This window comes from Marinicrinis sediminis (genome assembly GCF_042685085.1).
GTDB classification, from domain to species: domain Bacteria; phylum Bacillota; class Bacilli; order Paenibacillales; family KCTC-33676; genus Marinicrinis; species Marinicrinis sediminis.
In genome coordinates this window covers 183,218-205,032 of record NZ_JBHUMM010000002.1, presented here as the reverse complement: position 1 = coordinate 205,032, position 21,815 = coordinate 183,218, and the positions used below count along the sequence as shown (strand labels likewise).

Genomic DNA, 21,815 nt, shown 5'->3' with positions numbered 1-21,815 from the left:
CGAGAGATGAAAAAAGGATGGCTGATCGGACTGCCGGCTGTGCTTGTGATCGGCATGATCGCGGCGATGTTCATTGAAGTGGAGACGGAGCCTCCAGGAGATACGAGAATTATTCTGGAGCGTACGCACAGCACGTATATTGCACCACCTTGTTTTGAACACGCAGAAACGACCAATAATTTGAGTGAGACGAGCCTGGCTAAAGCAAAAGAACTGCATTTCAAGCCGGAGTCGGTCTGTACAACAGACGCGCTGCAACCTCAAAAGCAGTCCTTGATGAACCTGCTGGAGCAAAAGATTGGCCTCGGGAAAGGCAAGTGGGACTGGTAATCCCCGAGACTCAATACACCTGCAACAGAAAGCCCAGATAAGCCAAAAAGAGAACGAACAGGATAAACACATCAAAAGGAGTCGGGAAGAGCAGCGTGCGAAAAAATTGGATGCAGATCAGCGGGAAGATGACGGCACGCAGAGACAGGCGTATCTTCAGCCACCATTGATGCATGATGGAATCCTCCTTTGCAGAAGTTGGACATGACGCTTTAGGAACACGGAATCCGCTTATTAGATATATGCACGCATGAGATGGATGAGAACCCTTCACACATCATCCGGACATTCGCTTATTGACTCTGGACTTGAACACGGTTATCATATGAATGATAGACGCAATAGCAGCAACGTTATCAAGCAAGACAGCAGCCGAATCAATCAAGTAATAGTGAACTTGAAATGAACTTGAAAGTGAAATTGAAAAATAACGGAGAACGGGAGTAGTAAGCAGTGAACCCTTCAGAGAGTGGAATTGCAGCGCTGAGAGATTCCACAGGATGTATCTGCCGAAGTCGCCCTAGAGTTGCTTGAGTGAGCAGCAGATTGCGCGCAAGCTTGAGCCGGTTCGCAGCCGTTATCTGCGTTCGAGTGCCGACCTGATCTGTATACGGGGTCGGAATAAAGGTGGTACCACGGAAGCAGAACCTTTCGTCCTTTGCGGACGGGAGGTTTTTTTGTATATTTTTCACCCTGTTATTTAACATTTGATACACAGAAAAGACATGATGCACGAGGAGGCTCCATTCATGAGCGAACAACCGCAAATCTCCATGCCCACTACGTACAACCCCAAGGAAGCCGAGCAGAAATGGGGGGCGTATTGGACGGAAAATGATTTTTTCAAGGCAGGAGACCGCAAGGACAAGGAAACCTATACCATTGTGATCCCGCCCCCGAATGTAACCGGTATGCTTCATATTGGTCATGCGCTCGATTTCACACTACAGGATATTCTGGTGAGAACGAAGCGGATGCAAGGATATGATACGCTGTGGCTGCCTGGTACCGATCACGCTGGCATTGCCACTCAGACGAAGGTCGAGCAAAAATTGCGTGAAGAGGAAGGCGTCTCCCGCTATGATCTGGGGAGAGAGAAGTTTCTGGAAAAGGTATGGGACTGGAAGGAACATTATGCCGATACCATTCGCGCCCAGTGGAACAAGCTGGGGCTCTCACTGGATTACTCCAGGGAGCGCTTTACGCTGGATGAAGGGTTGTCGAAGGCCGTACGGGAAGTGTTCGTTCGTCTGTATGAAAAAGGATTGATCTATCGGGGCAAATATATCATCAACTGGGACCCAGCAGCGAGAACAGCGCTGTCTGATATTGAGGTCGAATACAAGGAAGTCCAGGGCAAGCTGTATCACTTGAAATATCCGTTATCTGACGGCAGTGGACATATCGTCGTGGCGACCACTCGACCGGAGACGATGCTGGGCGATACGGCCGTAGCGGTTCATCCGGAAGATGAGCGTTACCAGCATATGATTGGCAAGACATTGACGTTGCCGATTGTCAATCGCGAGATTCCGATTGTGGCAGATGAATACGTTGAGAAGGAATTTGGCAGCGGGGCGGTCAAGATTACACCTGCGCATGATCCGAATGATTTCGAGGTAGGAAATCGTCATGAGCTGCCGCAAATTCTCGTGATGGACGAAGGCGGGACTATGAACAGTCAAGCCGGGCCTTACCAGGGCCTAGACCGCTTCGAATGCCGCAAGCAGATTGTGCAAGACCTGCAGGAGCAAGGGGTGCTCATTCAGATTGAGGAGCATGTTCATCAGGTAGGTCACAGTGAACGAAGTGGAGCGGTCGTGGAGCCGTATTTGTCCACCCAGTGGTTTGTGAAGATGAAGCCGCTGGCGGAGCGGGCGATTGAGGCGCAAAAGTCAGGCAAAGGCGTGCAGTTTGTCCCGGATCGCTTCGAGAAAATATACCTGCACTGGATCGAGAATGTCAGAGACTGGTGTATCTCTCGCCAGCTGTGGTGGGGACACCGGATTCCGGCATGGTACTGTGAGGATTGCGGGGAAGCCACGATCTCCAGAGACGAGGCGCAGGCTTGCTCGAGCTGTCAGAGTACGAATATCCGTCAGGATCAGGACGTGCTGGATACATGGTTCAGCTCGGCACTTTGGCCGTTTTCAACGTTGGGCTGGCCGGAACAGACAGAGGATCTCAAACGGTTCTATCCAACCAATGTGCTCGTAACCGGCTATGACATCATCTATTTCTGGGTCGCGCGCATGATCTTCACCGCGCTGGAATTCACCGATACGATTCCGTTTCAGGATGTGCTCATCCACGGTCTGGTTCGGGATGCAGATGGGCGCAAGATGTCCAAATCGCTCGGCAACGGCGTCGATCCGCTAGAGGTCATTGAGAAGTATGGCGCAGATGCCATGCGCTTCATGATTTCGACAGGCAGCACACCGGGACAGGATTTGCGCTTCCGCTGGGAAAAGGTGGAGCAAACCCGAAACTTTGCGAACAAAATTTGGAATGCATCACGATTTGCGCTGATGAATTTGCAGGATTTCAAAGCATCGGACATCGATCTGAGTGGAAATCTCGAGACGGCCGATCGCTGGATCTTGCATCGACTGAATGAAACTGTGAAAGACGTAACCCGTCTGATGGATCAATATGAATTTGGAGAAGTCGGTCGTCTCCTGTACAACTTCATTTGGGACGATTTGTGCGACTGGTATATTGAATTTGCCAAGATCAACCTGTATGGCGAAAACGAGCAGGCGAAGCGTACGACCCAATCGGTACTGGCTTATGCGCTGGATCAGACCATGCGTCTCATTCATCCGTTCATGCCGTTTATCAGTGAGGAAATCTGGCAGCATCTGCCTCATGAAGGAGAAACTCTTGTGCAGGCAGCCTGGCCGATCTATTCCTCCAGTCTCGAGGATGCGGATGCAGTGGAGCAAATGGAACTGCTCAAAAATGTCATTGGAGCGGTTCGAAATATACGGGGTGAAGTGAACGCACCGATGAGCCGCAAGATTGAGATGTCTCTCAAAGCAACCCAGACGCGCGCGGCTGACATTTTACGCAAAAATGAAGAATACATCATCCGTTTCTGTGGCACGAGTCATCTGGAAATGGGGCTGGAAGTCGAAGCGCCCGATCAGTCGATGACGGCCATCGTGACCGGTGCAGAAATTTACTTGCCGCTTGCCGGCCTGATCGATATTGAACAGGAGATCGCAAGGCTGCAAAAAGAGCTTCAATCCCTGGACAAGGAAGTGGAACGGGTCGAGAAGAAGCTCGCAAATGAAAATTTCGTCGCCAAAGCGCCTGCGAAGGTCATCGAGGAAGAAAAGGCCAAGCAAGCGGATTACACGGAAAAGCGTGACAAAGTGCTGCAGCGATTGGCTGAGATGAAAGAGCTCCAACAATCCTGATCGCATCGTAAAAGTTTGTTCGCATCCCAGGTGTTTATTTTATTTAAAGGTGTTGGTCAAATGCTGCACGCGTACGAAGAAGCAGTTGAATGGATACATTCCCTGATCCCGTTTGGGATCAAGCCGGGACTAAAACGGATGGAAGCCCTGATGGAGGCCTTTGGCAGACCGGAGAGAAGGTTGAAGGTCATCCATGTGGCCGGCACAAATGGCAAAGGCTCAACCTGCCGCATGATTGCCCAGGTTTTGCAGCAGAGCGGCTATGACGTAGGGAGTTTTACATCCCCTTATATCGAGCGGTTTACGAACCGTATTCAGTATAACGGACAGGATATCGCGGATGATGATGTCCTTCATCTTGCCAATCAGCTTCAACCTGTCGTGGAACAGATTGCACAGACGGAACTGGGGTCTCCTACGATGTTCGAGGTCGTTACGGCCTTGTCCATCCTGTACTTTGCCAAGCATACGTACCCCCATTATGTCGTCATGGAGACGGGCCTTGGCGGCAGACTGGATTCAACCAATGTCGTCATTCCCATCGTTACGGCGATTACGAATGTCGGCATGGACCATATGGACATCCTTGGAGACACGCTTACACAGATCGCTTCCGAAAAAGCGGGCATTATCAAACCGGGCGTTCCGCTTGTCAGCACGGCAGAGCATCCCGAGGTCATTCGCGTATTGAAATCGGTCGCAGCGGAGAAAAAGAGCTCCTGCTATTTTATTCATGACGCATTTCATACATCAGGAGCCACAAGTAGTGAAGCGGGATCAGCATTTCATTTCAGCGGTCCGTTCCGAGATATTCCGAATTTGCAGCTTTCCATGAAGGGCAGCTTTCAGGTGAAAAATGCGGCGGCGGCTGTAATGGTGCTCGAGGTGCTGCGCCAATACTATGCAGCGGTCATCGAGGATGAGGATTTGCACCAGGGACTGAAGGAAGCCTTTTGGCCCGGCCGAATGGAGATGCTCTCGGCAGATCCTCCCTTGCTAATTGACGGGGCGCATAATCCCGAAGGGGCACAGGCATTGGTGCAAGCGATACAGGAGCTGTATCCGGATCGAAACGTCCATTTTCTGTTCGGAATGCTGGATACGAAGAATCATCGTGAATATTTGACGCATATACTACCTATAGTGAAAACCTTGATCATTACGGAACCTGATTTCAGGAAGAAAATGCAGGCGGAAGCGTTGGCGCGTATGGTCGAAACATTTCCCGAAGCAGCGCATATCGACGTCCAGGTAGAGCCGGACTGGAAGAAGGCGCTGTCTGAGCTGATGAACATAACAGAGGAAGAGGATTTGGCTGTTGTATCAGGTACCCTTTATCTGATTTCTGACATTCGCAGCTGGGTCCTGCATCATTCTGAATCTGAAAAAGGCTGGTGAGGCGGACTTGAGCACAGCAGAGCACGTACATTTTATTGGCATTGGTGGATATGGGATGAGCGCCATTGCAAGAGTGATGCTGGAGATGGGATATCGGGTAACCGGATCGGATGTTGCCCAGCAGGAATTGACCAGAAAACTGGCGGAAAAAGGGGCCCACATCTATATCGGCCATGAAGAAACGCATGTTGAAGGGGCTGACATGGTTGTGTTCTCGACAGCTTTGTCCAAAGACAATGTGGAGCTGCAGGCTGCAGAACGCCTGAATATTCCGCTGCTTCATCGCTCGGAGATGCTGGCCCGTCTGATGAATGCGAAGAAAGGCGTGGCGGTAGCCGGTGCACACGGCAAAACGACAACCTCTTCCATGATCGCCCTGATCATGGAACAGTGCGGTACCGACCCGACCTATATCATTGGCGGCGAGATCATGAATGTTGGCAGCAATGCCAAAGCCGGACACGGGGATTATGTGGTGGCTGAAGCGGACGAGAGCGACGGGTCCTTCCTGAAGTATTATCCGGCTATGGCCATTGTAACGAATATCGAAGCGGATCATCTTGAGAATTATGATGGGAATTTTGACAATCTGAAGAAAGCCTATGCCACCTTTTTGAGTCAGGTGAAGGAAGACGGCGGTGCGGTCGTATGTCTCGACGATGAATATGTAAGAGAACTGCTGCCGGATGTGAAGGCGAATGTGACCACCTATGGCATTGAACAGGATGCCGACTATATGGCGACCGATATTGAGCTCGGAGACCGCAAGGTGGCTTTCCATGTGCTGCACAGGGGAGAAGATCTGGGGAGAATGGAATTGTCCATCCCAGGCTTGTACAATGTATACAATGCGCTGGCAGCCACAATCGTTTGTCTGGAAGCCGGGATTCCATTTGCAAGCATAGCAAGGGCCATTCAGGAATTCCGCGGGGCAAAACGCAGATTCCAGGTACTCGGCGAGATCAATGATATTCTGGTCATTGATGATTATGCCCATCACCCGACTGAGATTCAGGCCACTGTCAGTGCAGCCAAATCGACAGACAAACATATCATTGCCATCTTCCAGCCTCAGCGGTATTCACGTACCTTCTTCCTGCTGGATCAGTTTAGCCGTGCTTTTCATGATGCGGATGAAGTCATTATTACCGATATATATGCCCCTGCAGGTGAAAAGGAAATCGAAGGGGTGCATTCCAGACGACTGGTGGACATGATTCGGGAGAACAGCAATGCCAATGTCACCTATATTCCGACCAAGGAAGAAGTGCTCACGCATTTGCTTGACGTCGTTCAGCCCGGTCAGCTGATCATTACGATGGGAGCGGGAGACATCTGGAAGACGTCCCATGCGTTGGCCCAGGCACTGAGAGACCAGGAAGCGGCATCCTCTTCCTGAATCGATCAGGATCGAGGTGCTATCTTTTCCTGTTCCATTCCATGATCCATTTCATTCAAACAGGCATCTTCCTTGCAAAGAGGGAGATGCCTGTTTGTTCTATCATATTTCCCTGTTCTCTATCATAAGCTGATAGTAAGTATGGACAAGGGAGAGAACAAGATGGAAAAGAATAAATCCACCATTACCTACCGTTTCGATCACAACCCGAAATCACAGCAAAATTCAAAGTCAGAGCAGCAAATCATCCCCCTGAACAAGGAAGACTATGAAGTTCGTGAAACCCCGTCGTGTCACCCGGTTGAAGACCCTCCGGGATTGAATCAGTACACGATGGACTTTGGAGCCTGGAGCAGTCCGTTTGAGGCAGAGGTAGAGCGGCTGGAGAAATTGATTAAGGAAACCGATCATCCCGATCATCCCGCAGATCAGGGTAGTGCGGGACCGCCCCCTTACAGACATGACGACCAGGACGAGATGCGTTTCGGACCTATCGTGACCGACCAGGCTTACGATCCATTTGTAGAGATGGAACCGGCACGGACGAGAATGAGGGGAAAGCCTGGAGCTCCCTGGATGACCTTGCTGCTGTCCGTCGGCGGAGCCATTGCAACAGGCGCGATTTTCGGTTTTTTCGTATTGCAGCTGTTCACAGGGTCCGCCCCTTCACCGGTTGATATCGCTGCAGATGGAGACGTGCAGGAACAGATGCCCGCGGGAATGGAAGCAGGTTCAGGAACCGAAACGGGTACCGGGACAGATCCAAATTCAAATCCTGTCCTGACGCCCCCCTCATCCACCGATCAGGCTGTAAGCATTCCCGCTCAATCGTATATCATGCTGCAACATGGCGTGTTTTCCAATGAAGAAGGCGCCCAGACGGCGGTAGAGCAGTTGAAAGGAAGCGGATTCGCAGCATCCATGCAGCAGGGAGAACAGTTTCATGTATTTGCAGGCGTGACGATGAATCGAGATGATGCCTTGTATTTGAGTCATATATTGAAAGAGGCAGACAAGGAGGCCTACGTCAAGACATACAGCCTGCCAGCACTCTCATCAGTTAAATGGGGCGGAGCGGAAATGGATGAACTGACGCAGTTTTTTGAAGAGAATCACAATATGATGGAATCCATGGCCAATTTGTCTCTACTTCATCTGCAGGCGACGGAAACCTCACCATTTGAAGAGGAGACGATGCGCACGATGCAGACCGCCCATCAAAGCTGGATGAAGCTGGAGACCTCCCTCGAACAGCAGGCGAATGAAGAAATCAAACGCATCTTGCAGACGATGAATCAAGCGATGAATGTGGCCATGAATGCATTGACCGAATACACGCGCAATCCTTCACGGGCTTTTCTATGGCAGGTGCAGACCGCCATGATGGACGTCATGATGCAGGAGAAAAATCTCAGAAATGCGCTGTCTGCTTCGTAGGGACTGAACAGAACAGAAAAAAACTGAGAAGACCGGATGGGTCTTTCTCAGTTTTTTTGATATTGCAGAAGATAACGATCCAGCATGACGGTGGCTTCAGCCCGCGTCATATGATCAAGCGGCTTGAATTCGTTGATGGTCTTGCCGTTTAGAATGGCGGCTGCCTGCATCAAATAGATGGCCTGGGCATACCATTTATGCTGCGGTACATCGACGTAGCTGTGAAGCGAAGAAGAGAGATTGCTCTTTCCATCTTCCCAGATTCGGTTGAAGATGACCGAGACCTCTGCTCTGGAAATCGGATCGTTCGGTCGGATGGTTCCATCTGGATAGCCATTGATATATTTTGAATCGACTGCCTTCTCCAAAATTTTATAGGCCCAGTGGGATTCGGTCAAATCACGGTACGACATGGATTCAGGTTCTTCAACCGGCGTGTCTGGTACAGGCGGTGCTTCATCAGTTTCACCTTCTGATTGACCTGTTCCATCCTCACTGTTGTCGGTTTCATTTGCAGGCGAATCGGTATGCTGCTTCGTTTCGGTTCCATCTTGCTTGTCGGTCTGAACCTCTTCAGCAGATGGTGCAGAATCAACGGACGAGCCTTCTGTCTCAGCGGATTTTTTGGTCTCAGCACTTGCAACCGTGACGGTAGATTTGGATGCAAAGTGGAAGACACGATCCATAAATGCCATGAACTCTGCTCTGGTCATGGCCCGATTAGGTTGAAATATGTTTTCGGCAACGCCATTGACATAGCCTTCATCCTTCAGTCTGAGGATCGAGTCTGTCGCCCAGTGACCGCGCAAATCCCGGAAGCTGAGAGGCATATAGGACTCAATGCCATCGACGATGGCCAGTGCCATCTTCTTTCGGAAGGACGGGTCTGCCAGACGGGTGGCATCTTGCATGTTGGACAAGAAGCCGGTTTCTACCAAGATGGATGGGATTTTACCCATACGTACGACATACACCGCACTTGGAATGAGACCCTTGTTAACCATATTGGTTTGAGACACTGCTTCACTGAGGACAGATTGGGCCAGCATTTTGCTCTTCGGCGTAAGCTGTCTCATTTCCCAGGAAGCCGGATAGCTTGCCTGCGGATAGTTGTCATCATAATACAACACCATGGTCCCTTTCAGTGAGCTGGAATGAAACGCATTGGCGTGAATCGATACGAATATATCGGCCTTTTGCTTATTCGTAAAGCTTACACGATCCTGAAGAGATAAGTATTTGTCATGATCCCGAGTCATGATGATGTCATAGCCTCGTCTTTGCAATTCCTCGGCTACCATCTTTGAGATCGAGAGATTCACTTCTTTCTCATATAAACCATTGATTCCGATGGCGCCCGGATCTCTCCCCCCGTGACCCGGATCAATCACCACCGTGGCAGCATACAATGACTCCAACGAACTACCTAAGAGGACGATGAGCGACAACAACAGCGTAGTTAATTTCAGTTTCATATCTTTCTTCCCTCCCAAAACGTGTATACCTCGGGATAGGAAAAAAGTTGCTGGATTTGGTCGAATCCTTCATTGGTAAATTCATGCAATGCTTCTTTGGTTTGATTGTATTGGCGAACGTTCTCCCTTATAATATAGGATATCTGAAACCATGGGCAGAGGAGACAGACATTGAGTAAAAAAAATACGTGGACGCTCATTCTTTTTTTGTGTATGGGATGCCTGGCTGGTGTCATCCTTTCAGAGTTGCTGTCGAATGTGTCGGCATTATCCTTTCTGATCAAGACGGCAGACATGGTATGGGAGCCGAAGGCAGATTTGAACTTGATTAAATACGATCTATATATTCAGGTCAAACTAAATCTGTTGACCATGCTGACGATTGCCGTTGCATTTTTGCTTTACCGCAAGTTGTAAACAGGGAAAGGAGCTGCCAACCTTGATCATTCTAGCGTCTTCCTCTCCTCGTCGGAAGGAATTGCTGGGCTTGCTGTCGCTTTCTTTCGAAGTGATTCCCAGTCATGCAGATGAAACCATAGAGGAGTCGCTGCCTCCCGGTGAGATTGTAGAGGAACTGTCATTCCGCAAGGCACGGGAAGTGCTGGGCGCACATCCGAAGATCACAGAGGGAATTGTCATCGGCTCGGATACCATCGTGGTACTGAACGAGCGCAAGCTGGGTAAACCGTCCAGTCCGGAGGAAGCAGAGCAAATGCTGCACGCTTTGCAGGGAGGCCCCCACTATGTGTATAGTGGAATTGCCTGCCTGGACGCAGCTTCCGGCAAAGAAGCGGTGTCTCACAAGCGTACTCGGGTTTATATGAAAGAGCTGTCCGCAGCGCAAATACGACGCTATGTCGCAACAGGGGAACCGATGGACAAGGCGGGCGCCTATGCCATTCAAGGCAGAGGGGCTGCCCTGGTGGATCGAATCGAAGGCGATTATTTTAATGTGGTGGGCATGTCTGTTTCACTGCTGGCCGATATGCTGGGAGAGTTTGGCATCGAGATTCCCTGATGAGCACGAATGAAATGAATATGAAAATGAATGTGGAGGATGACCATGGAAGCACATCGCTATACATTGCGCGATGTGCCCTTAGAGGATAGACCCCGCGAGCGATTACTTCAATTTGGGGCACAGGCAGTCAGTAATACGGAATTGCTAGCTATACTGTTAAGAACCGGAACCGTGTCAGAATCCGCTGTTCATTTGGCACAGCGTATTTTCAGCGAAGTGGGCGGCCTGCGAGCGCTGGTCGATTCGAGTGTGGACCAGTTAACCGACATTCGAGGCATTGGACCCGCCAAGGCTGTGCAAATCAAGGCAAGTATTGAGCTTGGCAGACGATTGTCCAGAGCCAGTCTGGACGAACATCCCGTGATCCGAACACCGGAGGATGCTGCAATGCTGGTGATGGAGGATTTGCGGTATTTGCAGAAAGAACATTTCGTTTGCCTGTTTCTGAATACGAAGAATCATGTTGTGGGACAAGAAACCTTATCCATGGGAAGCCTGAATGCTTCTATCGTTCATCCAAGAGAAGTGTTTCGTGCCGCCATAAAAAGGAGCAGCGCTTCGATTATCTGTGTACATAACCATCCGAGCGGAGATCCTGAACCAAGTCCTCAGGATCTGGACATGACCAAACGCTTGATGGACGCAGGGGAAATCATTGGAATCGAGGTGCTGGATCACATTATTATTGGCGACCAACAATTTATCAGTCTAAAACAGAAGGGCTATATGTAGAAATAATATGTAGAAATAACAACAAGAGGGTTTAAGACATCACAGAGATGCTTAAGGATAAGGAAGGAGCAAGGACCATGTTTGGTGGTTTTACGAGAGATTTAGGGATTGATTTGGGCACGGCAAATACACTGGTCTATGTAAAAGGGAGAGGAATCGTCGTCAGGGAACCATCCGTTGTCGCGATTCGTACAGATTCAAAAACAATAGAGGCTGTCGGAGAAGACGCCAAGCGCATGATTGGACGGACACCGGGCAACATTCGTGCCGTCAGACCGATGAAAGACGGCGTCATTGCCGATTTTGAGACGACTGCAACCATGATCAAATATTTCATCCGCAAAGCACAGAAGCAGCGGATGCTGTTTCCGCGTCATCCGTATGTGATGGTGTGCGTGCCGTCTGGCATTACAGCCGTAGAGAAGCGTGCTGTGGAGGATGCGACCCGTCAGGCAGGAGCCAAAGAAGCCTACACGATTGAAGAGCCGTTTGCAGCTGCAATCGGGGCCGATCTGCCGGTATGGGAACCTACCGGTTCGATGGTCGTGGATATCGGGGGCGGGACGACCGAGGTGGCGGTTATTTCGCTTGGAGGCATCGTAACGTGCCGCTCTGTGCGGGTGGCAGGTGATGAGATGGATGAGGCGATCATTCAATATATCAAGAAAAATTACAATCTGATGATCGGAGAGCGGACATCCGAGCAGATCAAGATGGAGATCGGTTCTGCGGTGAAGCTGGATCCGACCGAAAGCATTGAGATTCGGGGAAGAGATTTGCTGACCGGTTTGCCGAAAACGATCTCTGTGACATCGGACGAAATCGTAGAGGCGTTATCCGATACGGTAAACAGTATTGTGGAAGCGGTCAAGGTGACTCTTGAAAAATGTCCGCCTGAGCTGTCCGCAGATATTATGGATCGCGGCATTGTACTGACCGGAGGCGGCGGCTTGCTGCGTAATCTGGATAAATTACTGGCAGATGAAACGGGCATGCCGGTAGTTGTAGCGGACAATCCACTGGATTGTGTCGCGATTGGCACGGGAAGAGCCCTGGAAAATATCCATCTGTTCAAAACAAAAAGTGGTCCGACCAGTCGCTCAAGAAGATAGACAGGGTTCATGTTGATAAGAGGTTGCAGATGAAATTGAAGTAGAGCCATTCAGTTGGAAGGTGTTCACATTGTTTAGGTTTTTGGGGAACAAGCGGTTATTCATTCTTCTTTTCAGCTTGATTTTTTTTATTGGGGTGATGGGCATTTCCTTTTTGAAAAGGGAAAGCCCTACTTGGCCTGAAAAATTTATATCGGATACGATTGGCTGGACACAAGGGCTTGTCTACAAGCCTGTCTCCGCGGTTGCGGGTTTCTTCAGCAATGTCTCTCAAATCGGGGACTGGTATGAAGAAAACAAGGTTTTGAAACAAACATTGGCTCATTACGCCAAGGACGTGGCCAGATTGAATGCACTGGAATCCGAGAATGAGCGCCTGAAGGAAGCTCTGGCTTTTACGGAAAGACAGAAATCCAAGGATGACTATACATATCGAATTGCCAGGGTGGTCGCGACAAGTCCGGATGCCTACAATCGAAGTATCAAGATCGACCTCGGAGAAAAAGACGGGATTAAGGAGAACATGGCGGTCATGACACCACAGGGACTGATCGGCATCATTAACCGCGTATTCCCGTTCCACTCCAATGTTCAGCTCATCACTGATCTGAACAACCAGTCGATTCGTCTGAAAGGGATCTCTGCAACGGTAAGAGGCAAGGAAGGTTCTTCCTTTGGCATTATTGAAAATTATGACAAGGAAGAGAATAAGCTGCTCATGACCAAGATCAAGACCGAGGACACCCTGGAGGAAAATGATATCGTGGTTACTTCAGGCAAGGGAGGCATTTACCCGGAAGGAATCGAAATCGGGGTTGTAAAGTCCAGGAATGTCGGGGAATTCGGACTGACGCACACCGCCCAAATCGAACCTTCTGCAGACTTCCAGCACTTGACGGAAGTATTTATCATTGAGATGCCGGATGTGTTGGGCGAATGATGAGAAAACAGATGCTCTGGGTGCTGGTGCTGCTTGTTTTTATTTTGGAGGGGTCATTGATTCCGTGGTTATTTCCCCGGGAATGGCTGTTTCATCTATCGTTTCGTTTTGTTCTGGTGCTTATCCTCATGGTCGCAATCAAGGGCAAGCGCCATCACAGCATGGCGATGGGTATCGTATTTGGCATCTTGTATGATATTCTTTTTTTCGGGCATATGCTGGGCATGTATACATTCGTTATGGGACTGTGCGGTTATGCAGCCGGATTATATGCAGAGAAACTGCAGCCCGCCTTTCTCGGGTCCATATGGATCATCGCGGCATTTCTGCTGTTTGAAGAGGTGGCCGTATACAGCATTTATGCACTGTTTCAAATTCATCAGGAATCGATCATCTGGGCATTTAGCCAGCACATGGTCCCTTCCATTTTGCTGAATTTGTTTTTTGCAGTCGCCATCTACTTGCCATTTAACAGTATGATCGAAAAATCGGAACAGAAGGAAGTTCGGAATCGCTGATCCCATTCACTTCAGAGGCAGACAGAGGCGAGCGATGCGTGCTTCCTTGTGTTTTTTGCAGAAAGTCAGGCAGGAAAATGAATAGAGCAGGCAGAATTCTAATAGGTGGGAGGTAGTTTGCTGCATGACCACCATAAACAAACCAAACGTAACGATCAAGGGTGTGAAGGACGGTCTTGTCTTTCTGCTTAATGATCAATGTGAATTTCAAGAGCTCTTGTCAGAGCTCAAACATAAATTGGAGCACACGCATCAGCAGATTTTGAGCGGGCCTATTATTCATGTGCAAATCAAGCTTGGGACAAGGCTCATTTCGCCGCAGGAGCGTCAGGAGATCCAGGATATCCTCAAGAGCCGCGGCAATCTGATCGTGCAATCGATTGAGTCCGAGGTCGAGGAAGAAGCCAGCAAATCGGGAAAAAATGTAAAGGTTCTCAAAGGCATGGTTCGATCCGGACAGACGATTAATCATCACGGCAACCTGCTGTTTATCGGCGATGTGAATCCGGGTGGCAGTCTGGTATGCACCGGAGATATCTGGATCATGGGTTCACTAAGAGGCATGGCACATGCGGGCTCTGAAGGGAACGAGGAAGCCGTCATTGCGGCCTCGCATCTCAGACCCACCCAACTGAGGATTGCGGATTGCATCAGTCGCCCGCCAGATGAATGGGGAATTGACGAAGCCTTCATGGAATTCGCTTACCTGGAGAAGGGAAGCATGCAAATAAACAAAATCACGCATTTATACAAAATACGACCAGGAGCTATGGAATTTAAAGGAGTGTGATTGAGTTGGGAGAGGCCATTGTCATCACTTCTGGTAAAGGCGGAGTGGGCAAGACGACAACATCTGCGAACATCGGAACCGCATTGGCATTGCTAGGGAAGAAAGTATGTATGGTAGATACAGATATTGGATTGCGCAATCTGGATGTGGTGATGGGACTTGAAAACCGCATCATTTTCGATTTGGTGGATGTCGTGGAAGGTCGATGCAGGTTGCCGCAGGCGTTAATCAAGGACAAACGATTTGACGAACTGTATATGCTGCCTGCTGCACAGACAAAGGATAAGCATTCCGTGACACCGGAGCAGATGAAAGTCATCATCGAACAATTGAAGCTGGAGAACGACTATGTCATCATTGATTGTCCGGCGGGGATTGAACAGGGATTCAAAAATGCGGTGGCAGGTGCGGACAAGGCCATCGTCGTCACGACACCGGAAAATGCGGCCGTTCGGGATGCTGACCGGATTATTGGGCTTCTCGAGGCGGAGAAGATCGAAGGACCGCTGTTGGTCATCAACCGGATTCGGCCCAACATGCTCAAGGCAGGTGAAATGCTGGATATCGATGAGATCTGCCAGGTATTGGCGATTGACTTGCTGGGCATTGTCCCTGATGATGAACATGTCATCAAGGCCGCGAATATGGGTGAGCCCACCGTCATGAATCCCAGCTCCAAGGCGGCGATTGCCTATCGCAATATTGCGAGACGGATTCTTGGAGATCAGGTTCCGCTTATGGCGCTGGAAGACAAACCAGGCATGATGAAAAAAATTAAAAAGTTTTTTGGAATAGGATGAGCATGCTTTGCTGGATAAGCTGAAAAGAGTCGATTGGCTGGTTATCATGATTCTGGTAGGCTTTATGATGATCAGTACACTGTTGATACACAGTGCCATTGAAGGACAAGCGAAATTTGCCGGATTCGACAAGCGAAATGTCATTTTGTATATACTCGGCTTCATTGGTCTTTTTACAACGATGTTTATCGATTATCGCATCCTCTCGAAAGCCGGTCCGTTTATTTATGGTATCGGCTTCATCTTATTGATCTATGTATTATTTTTCGGAGAGCCGATCAACAACGCCAAAGGCTGGATCAAGCTGGGGAGTTTTACCTTTCAGCCTGCGGAATTGATGAAGCTGGCCATTATTATTCTGGTGGCGCAGCTCATGGCTCGCAGGAACGGCGAACAGCTCGATTTGCTCAAGGATGCGCTGCCGATTACGATGGTCGTCTTTGTACCGTTTGTGGTCGTGATGCTGCAACCTGACCTCGGGAACGCGATCATTTACATGGTTATCCTGGTCGGGATGCTGTGGATCGGGAATTTGCGACTGAAGATCGTACTGGCAGGGCTGACGGTAGCGGTCGTCTTTTTTGCCTCCTTCTTGTTCCTGTATCAGTCTTATCATGATCAGTTGGAAAGCTACTTGAGGGAACAGGAAAAAGCCCACTGGATGACGCGTGTAGATACTTTCCTTTACCCGGAAAAGGTGTCCTCTGATGCGATTTACCATGTGAAGCATTCCAAGATTGCCATCGGTACCGGAGGCTTGACGGGCGAGGGATTCAAGCAGGGCGAATGGAACAGCAAGCATTTTGTGCCTTACACGTATTCAGACTCCATCTTTTCCGTTCTGGGAGAGGAGTTTGGCTTCATCGGATCGTCGATGCTGATGCTGCTCTACTTTTTGCTCATTTATCGGATGATTCTGATCTCCCTGCAGGCTAGCCATCTGAGCGGGGCCTATATGATTATCGGGATCGTGTCTATGTTTGTCTTCCAGGTGTTTGAGAATGTCGGCATGCTGATCGGACTGATGCCGCTCACCGGGATTACCTTGCCGTTTATCAGCTATGGCGGGACCTCCCTGCTTATCAACATGGCTTCGATTGGCCTGGTGCTCAGTGTGAAGGTTCATCAGGAGAAGAAGTCGATGTTTGTGGAAGAATAATATCCCTATCAGAAAAGGAGCTGTACCACCAAGATGCTGAATCTTGGGGACAGCTCCTTTTTGTTGTTCACACAAAGAAAATGGTATCGTCCGTCAGGGCTCTTCGATATATTCCCGCTCGCCTGTCTTGGTATTGAAGTAAACCCGATATGATTTGCCATCCTTCGGGTCCTGGAATACCTCATGCGTGCGCCGCAGGTCACCGCTGAGCAGATTGCCCTTGTTCTTCGGTCTGTACCGCTTGTCATAAAACAGATAACCGAGCATGATGAGCGAGGCAGCGAGCACAACCTGGATGATGATCCAACCCCATACCATCTGCATGCTATTCCTTTTTGACGACTTTTACAGCGGTTCCGTACGCGACAATCTCGCTCATATTGCTGCCTACATCCCCACTGTCAAACCGCATCATCACAATGGCATCTGCCCCCATTTTATGTGCGTTCTGAACCAGTCTGTCGAGCGCCTGTCTGCGGGCATCCTCGATCATCTGGGTATACTGCTTTACTTCTCCCCCCACGAGTCCCTTCAGGGAAGCCATAATATCCCCGCCAAGTCCGCGTGCTCGGACAACGACACCGAAGGAGGTGCCCAGCACTTCTGTCACTTCGTAACCTACCAGATGTTCTGTTGTGGAAACGAGCATGTTGATCCCCTTCCTTTCCTGATATCCATCTTTTTATTATAAAACATTGCCTTCCGCAAACCTAGTGACCACAGTCATATGCCCGGTCATAACCTCATACAATTGGAACAGGGACAAGCCTTGAATGAAGAACGTGCGGAGGGTTGAGGATGAATCGAAACGAATTGCAGCAAAAGGAACATATTCGTATACGCAGACAAGCCCGAATGAAGAAGCTGGTACAGGCTTCACAAAATCGCAGAAATGAAAAACATACTACTGATGAAGTGTATGCACAAGCTCCGAATGTCATGCACCACCAACCCGATACACCCCTTCATGATCCGGAGTGGCTGTGGAAGCAGGAACAGAAGAAAAAATGGCGCGGGACGGATACGTTATCTCCCTATTCGGTCGTTTTTTCCTGGTTTCGCATCCATCTGTTCATTTGTATCGGGCTGTTTATACTCGTATGGATACTTTTTCAGACAGAATCTACCTGGAGCGAACCCGGCCGTCAATTTGTTCGAACGGCGATGCATGAGTCCATCCAGTTTGAGCAGTTGGAAGCCTGGTATGCGGAGAGGTTCGATGATTCTCCTTCTTTTCTGCCGAGTTTCGGGGGGGAAGACAGTCAGTCGGAGCAAGCAGCGGCCCGCTCATTGCGAAAAATGTTCGTCCCACTGGCTGGGGAGATCGAAGCCGACTTTTCGGATACGGGCAAGGGAGTCTGGATCAAGCCGCGTGACGAGACGGGCACAGTGGTGGCCATGGATACGGGCAGAGTGATGTTTGCAGGGAAAACAGAAGAACTCGGAAGCACCCTCATCATTCAGCATGCCAACCAGCTTCATTCGGTTTATGGCCATTTCACAGCCGATGTCTACAAGAAGGATGACTGGATCGAAGGCGGGGAGCAGATTGGAACCATTGATCGCCAGCAAGAGCAGAACGGACTGTTTTTCGCTATTGTGAAGCAGGAAACGTATCTCGACCCGCTGGATGTGGTGGCATTTGATTAAATGGAGAGGGATTTCGGTTTCGATCCACCCGTTGTTTTCCTTCACGCTGTTGCTGTCGATCCTAACCGGGTCTTTTCTGGAAGTCACGCTGTTATTTACACTAGTTCTCATTCATGAGTGGGGACATGTCGTGGCAGCCAGGAGTCTGGGCTGGAAAGTGATTCGGGTGCAGATTCTCCCCTTTGGAGGTGTAGCAGAAATGGAGGAGCATTTTCCGCCATTGTGGGAGGAAGTGGTGGTCGCCCTGGCTGGACCGGCTCAAAATTTCTGGTTAATCGGGCTTGGCTGGATGATGATGGAGCTGCAGTGGTGGGGAGAAGCATGGGGAATGTATGTGATTGAGGCGAATCTGATGATCGCCCTTTTTAACTTCATCCCGATTGCGCCACTGGACGGAGGCAAGTTGCTGCAGGCAGGGTTTAGCCGCCTTTTTGCCTTTCATCAGGCGTTGATATGGACAGCGGGAACGGGTCTGCTGCTAAGCGGACTCCTCATTCTCTTCGCGATGTACAGCCTGACCATCCAGGCCGTTTCCCCTCATCTGTGGATGATCGCCCTGTTTTTATTTGTATCCAACTATTATGCGCTAAAGCATGTGCCTTATCGGTTTATGCGATTTTTGATTGCCAGAGGGCGCGAGCCTCGTACAGTGCCTGAACGAAGGAAGACAGGATTTAAGAGAGAACCTTCCATTTATGTAGATGTCCATACCCCGGTTGAAATGGCGGTCAGACAGCTTCGGCGTGATCCCTGCCATCTGATCTATGTGTATGGCCCGCAAGGACATATCCAGCATGTGATGAAGGAGCACAAGCTCATCGAGTGGTTCTTCGATCCGGTCTGGCGGAAACGAACGTTCTCACAATGTCTTCCCTGACAGGACGGGAAGACTGGGAACAATCGGTCATTCTCTATGAGAGGAATTATGATAGAATGAAAATAGGAGCATCGCGCAACATGATGACATATGCACGTGGCGTGGCCAGATGGATCATGACCATGTAAGGACAAAGCAAGAGCCTAGAGGTGGAACGGATGAAACGGATTGTAGTGCAACAGGATCGTGAACGTACGCAAATCGCTTTGCTGGAACAAGAGAGATTGATTGAATTTGCAGCAGAGGATCATGAATATGACGGTCAACTGCTCGGCAATTACTACAAGGGCAGGATCGTCAATGTCCTTCCCGGAATGGATGCCGCCTTTGTCGATATTGGACTGAAGAAAAATGCCTTTCTTCATATTGATGATCTGCTCCCTGCTCATTTGGAGAAGCATCCGAAGAAAAAGCCGTCTATCGAACAGTTGGTTCAGATAGGACAGGAACTGTTGGTGCAGGTGACGAAGGAGCCGTTGGGAACCAAGGGCGCCCGGGTCACGACCCATTATTCCTTGCCTGGACGGTGGCTCGTCTATATGCCGCATGCAGATTATGTAGGCGTTTCCAGAAAGATTGAAACGGAGGAGGAGCGGGAGCGTCTCAAGCAGTTCGGGGAACAATTCCGGCAGGACGAAGAAGGTCTCATTCTTCGTACCGCGGCAAACGGCGTGGCGGAGACTTCACTGCAAACGGATCTGGAGAAGCTCAGAGAGAGATGGCATCAGCTTTCCCGTGCAGTAGCATCGGCAGACGCGCCCGCCCAGATCTTTCAGGAGCTGGACATGCTTCCGAGGATGGTTCGGGATCTGTTTACCGAAGATGTTGAAGAGGTCATTTTGAATCGCAAGCAGGCAGCGGATGAGGTCATTCGGTACACCAGCTCCTATTCCCCGGAACTGGCCGGTCGGGTTCGAGCAGAGAATCACCATGCCCTGTTTGACAAGTTCGGCATTCAGCAAGAGATCGAACAGCTCTTCCAGCCGCGAGTGTGGTTGAAAAGCGGCGGGTATCTTCATCTGGATCATACGGAGGCTCTCACGGTCTTCGATGTGAATACAGGCAAGTATACGGGCAGTGTAGAGCTGGAAGAGACCGTATTCCACACAAATCTGGAAGCGGCCGAGATGATCGCGAGACTGCTGAGGGTACGGGATATCGGAGGCCTCATCATCATCGATTTTATTGATATGAAGAAAGAAGCGCATCGCGAGGCCGTGTTTGAAAAGCTGGAGACCTGCATGAAACAGGATCGGACAAAATCGATTGTGGTAGGCTGGACGCAGCTGGGCTTGCTGGAGATGACGCGCAAGAAAGTCAGGGAGCACAAAAGCGAGCTCGGGTACAGCACGTGTCCGACTTGTGCAGGTCTCGGCCTGATTCAGAAACATATTGCCTATCTTGATGAGGTATGATATTATCTTTAATTGAGTGTGTGCCGAGTCACATGCTGTAACCGCACCAAAAAGGTACGCAAGAGAATGATCATTCATTCCACCTGGCTTGGGCGAGTCTGAGATATGAGGAGGTGCAGCCATGTACGCAATTATTGAAACTGGCGGAAAACAGTACAAAGTTCAAGAAGGCGATGTATTATTCATCGAGAAATTGAATGCAGGTGAAGGTGAGTCCGTAACGTTTGACCGTGTTGTCGCAGTATCCAAGGGAGAAGGTCTTGTTGCCGGAGCTCCATTGGTTGAAGGCGCCAGCGTTTCTGCGAAAGTAGAAAAGCACGGAAAAGGACAAAAGCTTGTTGTATTCAAATACAAGCCGAAAAAGAACTACCACAAAAAGCAAGGTCATCGTCAGCCTTACACGAAAGTCGTGATCGAAAAGATCGAAGCGTAAGAGGCTCACATGATTGAGGTCTATGTATATACCAATGCGCAGGACCATATCATCGCTTACGAGATTACCGGGCATGCACATTATGCAGACCCGGGACAGGATATCGTCTGTGCAGGCGTATCAGCCGTTTCCATTGGGACTGTAAATGCGCTCGAAGAGCTGCTGGATATTCATTGTGAGGCCGAGATGAACGAAGACGGATATCTGTCTGCGATTCTCCCCGCTGTCACTGATCCGGAGCGATTTGATCAGGCACAGTTGCTGTTGCGCTCAATGGTTGTCACGTTAAAAGGAATTGAAGCATCGTATGATGCGTATGTACGCATACAATTTGAATCCGAGGGAGGGAAAACGCCATGTTGAATATGAACCTGCAATTGTTTGCATCCAAAAAAGGGGTAGGTTCCACGAAGAACGGTCGCGACAGCATCGCGAAGCGCCTGGGTACCAAGCGTGCGGATGGTCAGCTTGTAAAAGCGGGCAACATCCTGGTTCGTCAAAGAGGAACGAAGATTCACCCTGGAACAAACGTAGGAATTGGCTCTGACGACACTTTGTTCGCAAAGGTTGAAGGAGTTGTTAAATTCGAGCGTTGGGGACGTGACCGCAAGAAGGTCAGCGTTTATCCTGCTGAGCAGGCTGCACAAGCTTAATTTGCCAAACGTGCAACGTTTTCAGGAATAAGACAGATCCCTAAAAACCCGGTGAGATCACCGGGTTTTTCCTATGAGCAGAGTAGAAATCCGGCCTGAAATTTCTACCTATTTGCATCCAAACATGGTATACTGTCAAAGAAAATTACGGGGAGAACCGGTCGAAAACGAACGAGCCGAGAATCGTTTGGACGAGCTTATATGAGCCGAATCTAGCGAGAAACCATTTGCGAGAGGCAACGTCATACGAATGG

24 protein-coding genes and 2 other annotated features are annotated in these 21,815 nt (G+C 49.7%); of the genes, 20 read left to right on the top strand and 4 right to left on the bottom strand.

The features are described from left to right. The first annotated feature begins 6 nt into the window (after positions 1-6). On the top strand, positions 7-330 hold the full coding sequence (locus ACFSUC_RS02600; protein WP_379927887.1) for a hypothetical protein: 324 nt from the start codon (positions 7-9) through the stop codon (positions 328-330). Positions 331-340: 10 nt separating this feature from the next. Here ACFSUC_RS02600 and ACFSUC_RS02595 read toward each other — a convergent pair whose 3' ends face one another. Next, on the bottom strand, positions 341-505 hold the full coding sequence (locus tag ACFSUC_RS02595) for a hypothetical protein (protein WP_379927886.1): 165 nt from the start codon (positions 503-505) through the stop codon (positions 341-343). Between the two features lie 249 nt (positions 506-754). Next, positions 755-992: a binding site (T-box leader), on the top strand. An 87-nt stretch (positions 993-1,079) separates the two neighbouring features. Here ACFSUC_RS02595 and ACFSUC_RS02590 point away from each other — a divergent pair. The 4 genes from ACFSUC_RS02590 (at position 1,080) to ACFSUC_RS02575 (ending at position 7,986) form a co-directional block, all read left to right on the top strand. Next, on the top strand, positions 1,080-3,752 hold the full coding sequence (locus ACFSUC_RS02590; protein WP_379927885.1) for a valine--tRNA ligase: 2,673 nt from the start codon (positions 1,080-1,082) through the stop codon (positions 3,750-3,752). 60 nt (positions 3,753-3,812) lie between these two features. Next, entirely contained in the window at positions 3,813-5,150 is a 1,338-nt protein-coding gene (locus ACFSUC_RS02585) for a bifunctional folylpolyglutamate synthase/dihydrofolate synthase (protein ID WP_379927884.1), read from the top strand. Positions 5,151-5,157: 7 nt separating this feature from the next. Continuing rightward, on the top strand, positions 5,158-6,549 hold the full coding sequence (gene murC, locus ACFSUC_RS02580) for a UDP-N-acetylmuramate--L-alanine ligase (RefSeq protein ID WP_379927883.1): 1,392 nt from the start codon (positions 5,158-5,160) through the stop codon (positions 6,547-6,549). A gap of 162 nt (positions 6,550-6,711) precedes the next feature. Continuing rightward, positions 6,712-7,986 (top strand): SPOR domain-containing protein, encoded by a 1,275-nt coding sequence (locus tag ACFSUC_RS02575; protein WP_379927881.1) that lies wholly within the window; start codon positions 6,712-6,714, stop codon positions 7,984-7,986. A gap of 47 nt (positions 7,987-8,033) precedes the next feature. On the opposite strand, the gene ACFSUC_RS02570 is transcribed toward ACFSUC_RS02575, so the two are convergent. Beyond that, positions 8,034-9,461 carry an N-acetylmuramoyl-L-alanine amidase gene (locus ACFSUC_RS02570; RefSeq protein ID WP_379927880.1) on the bottom strand — a complete coding sequence of 476 codons (1,428 nt, stop codon included), beginning with the start codon at positions 9,459-9,461 and terminating at the stop codon, positions 8,034-8,036. Positions 9,462-9,632: 171 nt separating this feature from the next. Between ACFSUC_RS02570 and ACFSUC_RS02565 the strand changes: the two genes are divergently transcribed. The 9 genes from ACFSUC_RS02565 (at position 9,633) to ACFSUC_RS02525 (ending at position 16,533) form a co-directional block, all read left to right on the top strand. Next, positions 9,633-9,878, top strand: a complete 246-nt coding sequence (locus ACFSUC_RS02565; RefSeq protein ID WP_379927879.1) for a DUF4321 domain-containing protein — start codon at positions 9,633-9,635, stop codon at positions 9,876-9,878. A 22-nt stretch (positions 9,879-9,900) separates the two neighbouring features. Then, positions 9,901-10,479 carry a Maf family protein gene (locus ACFSUC_RS02560; RefSeq protein WP_379927878.1) on the top strand — a complete coding sequence of 193 codons (579 nt, stop codon included), beginning with the start codon at positions 9,901-9,903 and terminating at the stop codon, positions 10,477-10,479. Positions 10,480-10,524: 45 nt separating this feature from the next. Then, positions 10,525-11,214, top strand: coding sequence for a RadC family protein (gene radC / locus ACFSUC_RS02555; protein WP_379927877.1), 690 nt, complete (start codon positions 10,525-10,527; stop codon positions 11,212-11,214). Between the two features lie 77 nt (positions 11,215-11,291). Next, a complete protein-coding gene (locus ACFSUC_RS02550; protein ID WP_379927876.1) occupies positions 11,292-12,326 on the top strand; it encodes a rod shape-determining protein in 1,035 nt (344 codons plus the stop codon). Between the two features lie 61 nt (positions 12,327-12,387). Continuing rightward, complete coding sequence (mreC, locus tag ACFSUC_RS02545) at positions 12,388-13,266, top strand: rod shape-determining protein MreC (RefSeq protein ID WP_379927875.1); 879 nt, start codon at positions 12,388-12,390, stop codon at positions 13,264-13,266. Next, positions 13,263-13,784, top strand: a complete 522-nt coding sequence (mreD, locus tag ACFSUC_RS02540) for a rod shape-determining protein MreD (RefSeq protein ID WP_379927874.1) — start codon at positions 13,263-13,265, stop codon at positions 13,782-13,784. Before mreC ends, mreD begins: the two co-directional genes overlap by 4 nt. A gap of 124 nt (positions 13,785-13,908) precedes the next feature. Continuing rightward, positions 13,909-14,574, top strand: a complete 666-nt coding sequence (gene minC / locus ACFSUC_RS02535; protein WP_379927873.1) for a septum site-determining protein MinC — start codon at positions 13,909-13,911, stop codon at positions 14,572-14,574. 5 nt (positions 14,575-14,579) lie between these two features. Further along, on the top strand, positions 14,580-15,374 hold the full coding sequence (gene minD / locus ACFSUC_RS02530) for a septum site-determining protein MinD (RefSeq protein ID WP_379927872.1): 795 nt from the start codon (positions 14,580-14,582) through the stop codon (positions 15,372-15,374). 7 nt (positions 15,375-15,381) lie between these two features. Further along, positions 15,382-16,533, top strand: a complete 1,152-nt coding sequence (locus ACFSUC_RS02525) for an FtsW/RodA/SpoVE family cell cycle protein (protein ID WP_379927871.1) — start codon at positions 15,382-15,384, stop codon at positions 16,531-16,533. A 93-nt stretch (positions 16,534-16,626) separates the two neighbouring features. Here ACFSUC_RS02525 and ACFSUC_RS02520 read toward each other — a convergent pair whose 3' ends face one another. Together ACFSUC_RS02520 and ACFSUC_RS02515 are read right to left on the bottom strand one after the other, a co-directional pair. Further along, positions 16,627-16,857, bottom strand: a complete 231-nt coding sequence (locus ACFSUC_RS02520) for an HD family phosphohydrolase (protein ID WP_379927870.1) — start codon at positions 16,855-16,857, stop codon at positions 16,627-16,629. Position 16,858: 1 nt separating this feature from the next. Beyond that, positions 16,859-17,182 (bottom strand): YbjQ family protein, encoded by a 324-nt coding sequence (locus ACFSUC_RS02515; RefSeq protein WP_379927869.1) that lies wholly within the window; start codon positions 17,180-17,182, stop codon positions 16,859-16,861. 149 nt (positions 17,183-17,331) lie between these two features. On the opposite strand from ACFSUC_RS02515, the gene ACFSUC_RS02510 reads away from it, so the two are divergent. From ACFSUC_RS02510 to rpmA, 6 genes are all read left to right on the top strand, one after another. Next, complete coding sequence (locus ACFSUC_RS02510) at positions 17,332-18,183, top strand: peptidoglycan DD-metalloendopeptidase family protein (protein WP_379927868.1); 852 nt, start codon at positions 17,332-17,334, stop codon at positions 18,181-18,183. Next, a complete protein-coding gene (locus tag ACFSUC_RS02505) occupies positions 18,176-19,060 on the top strand; it encodes a M50 family metallopeptidase (protein WP_379927867.1) in 885 nt (294 codons plus the stop codon). Before ACFSUC_RS02510 ends, ACFSUC_RS02505 begins: the two co-directional genes overlap by 8 nt. A 158-nt stretch (positions 19,061-19,218) precedes the next feature. After that, on the top strand, positions 19,219-20,475 hold the full coding sequence (locus ACFSUC_RS02500; protein WP_379927866.1) for an Rne/Rng family ribonuclease: 1,257 nt from the start codon (positions 19,219-19,221) through the stop codon (positions 20,473-20,475). Positions 20,476-20,504: 29 nt separating this feature from the next. After that, positions 20,505-20,585: a sequence feature (ribosomal protein L21 leader region), on the top strand. Positions 20,586-20,596: 11 nt separating this feature from the next. Beyond that, on the top strand, positions 20,597-20,908 hold the full coding sequence (gene rplU, locus ACFSUC_RS02495) for a 50S ribosomal protein L21 (protein ID WP_379927865.1): 312 nt from the start codon (positions 20,597-20,599) through the stop codon (positions 20,906-20,908). Between the two features lie 9 nt (positions 20,909-20,917). Further along, complete coding sequence (locus tag ACFSUC_RS02490; RefSeq protein ID WP_379927864.1) at positions 20,918-21,271, top strand: ribosomal-processing cysteine protease Prp; 354 nt, start codon at positions 20,918-20,920, stop codon at positions 21,269-21,271. Further along, positions 21,265-21,561, top strand: a complete 297-nt coding sequence (rpmA, locus tag ACFSUC_RS02485) for a 50S ribosomal protein L27 (protein WP_379927863.1) — start codon at positions 21,265-21,267, stop codon at positions 21,559-21,561. Before ACFSUC_RS02490 ends, rpmA begins: the two co-directional genes overlap by 7 nt. Positions 21,562-21,815: the final 254 nt, after the last annotated feature.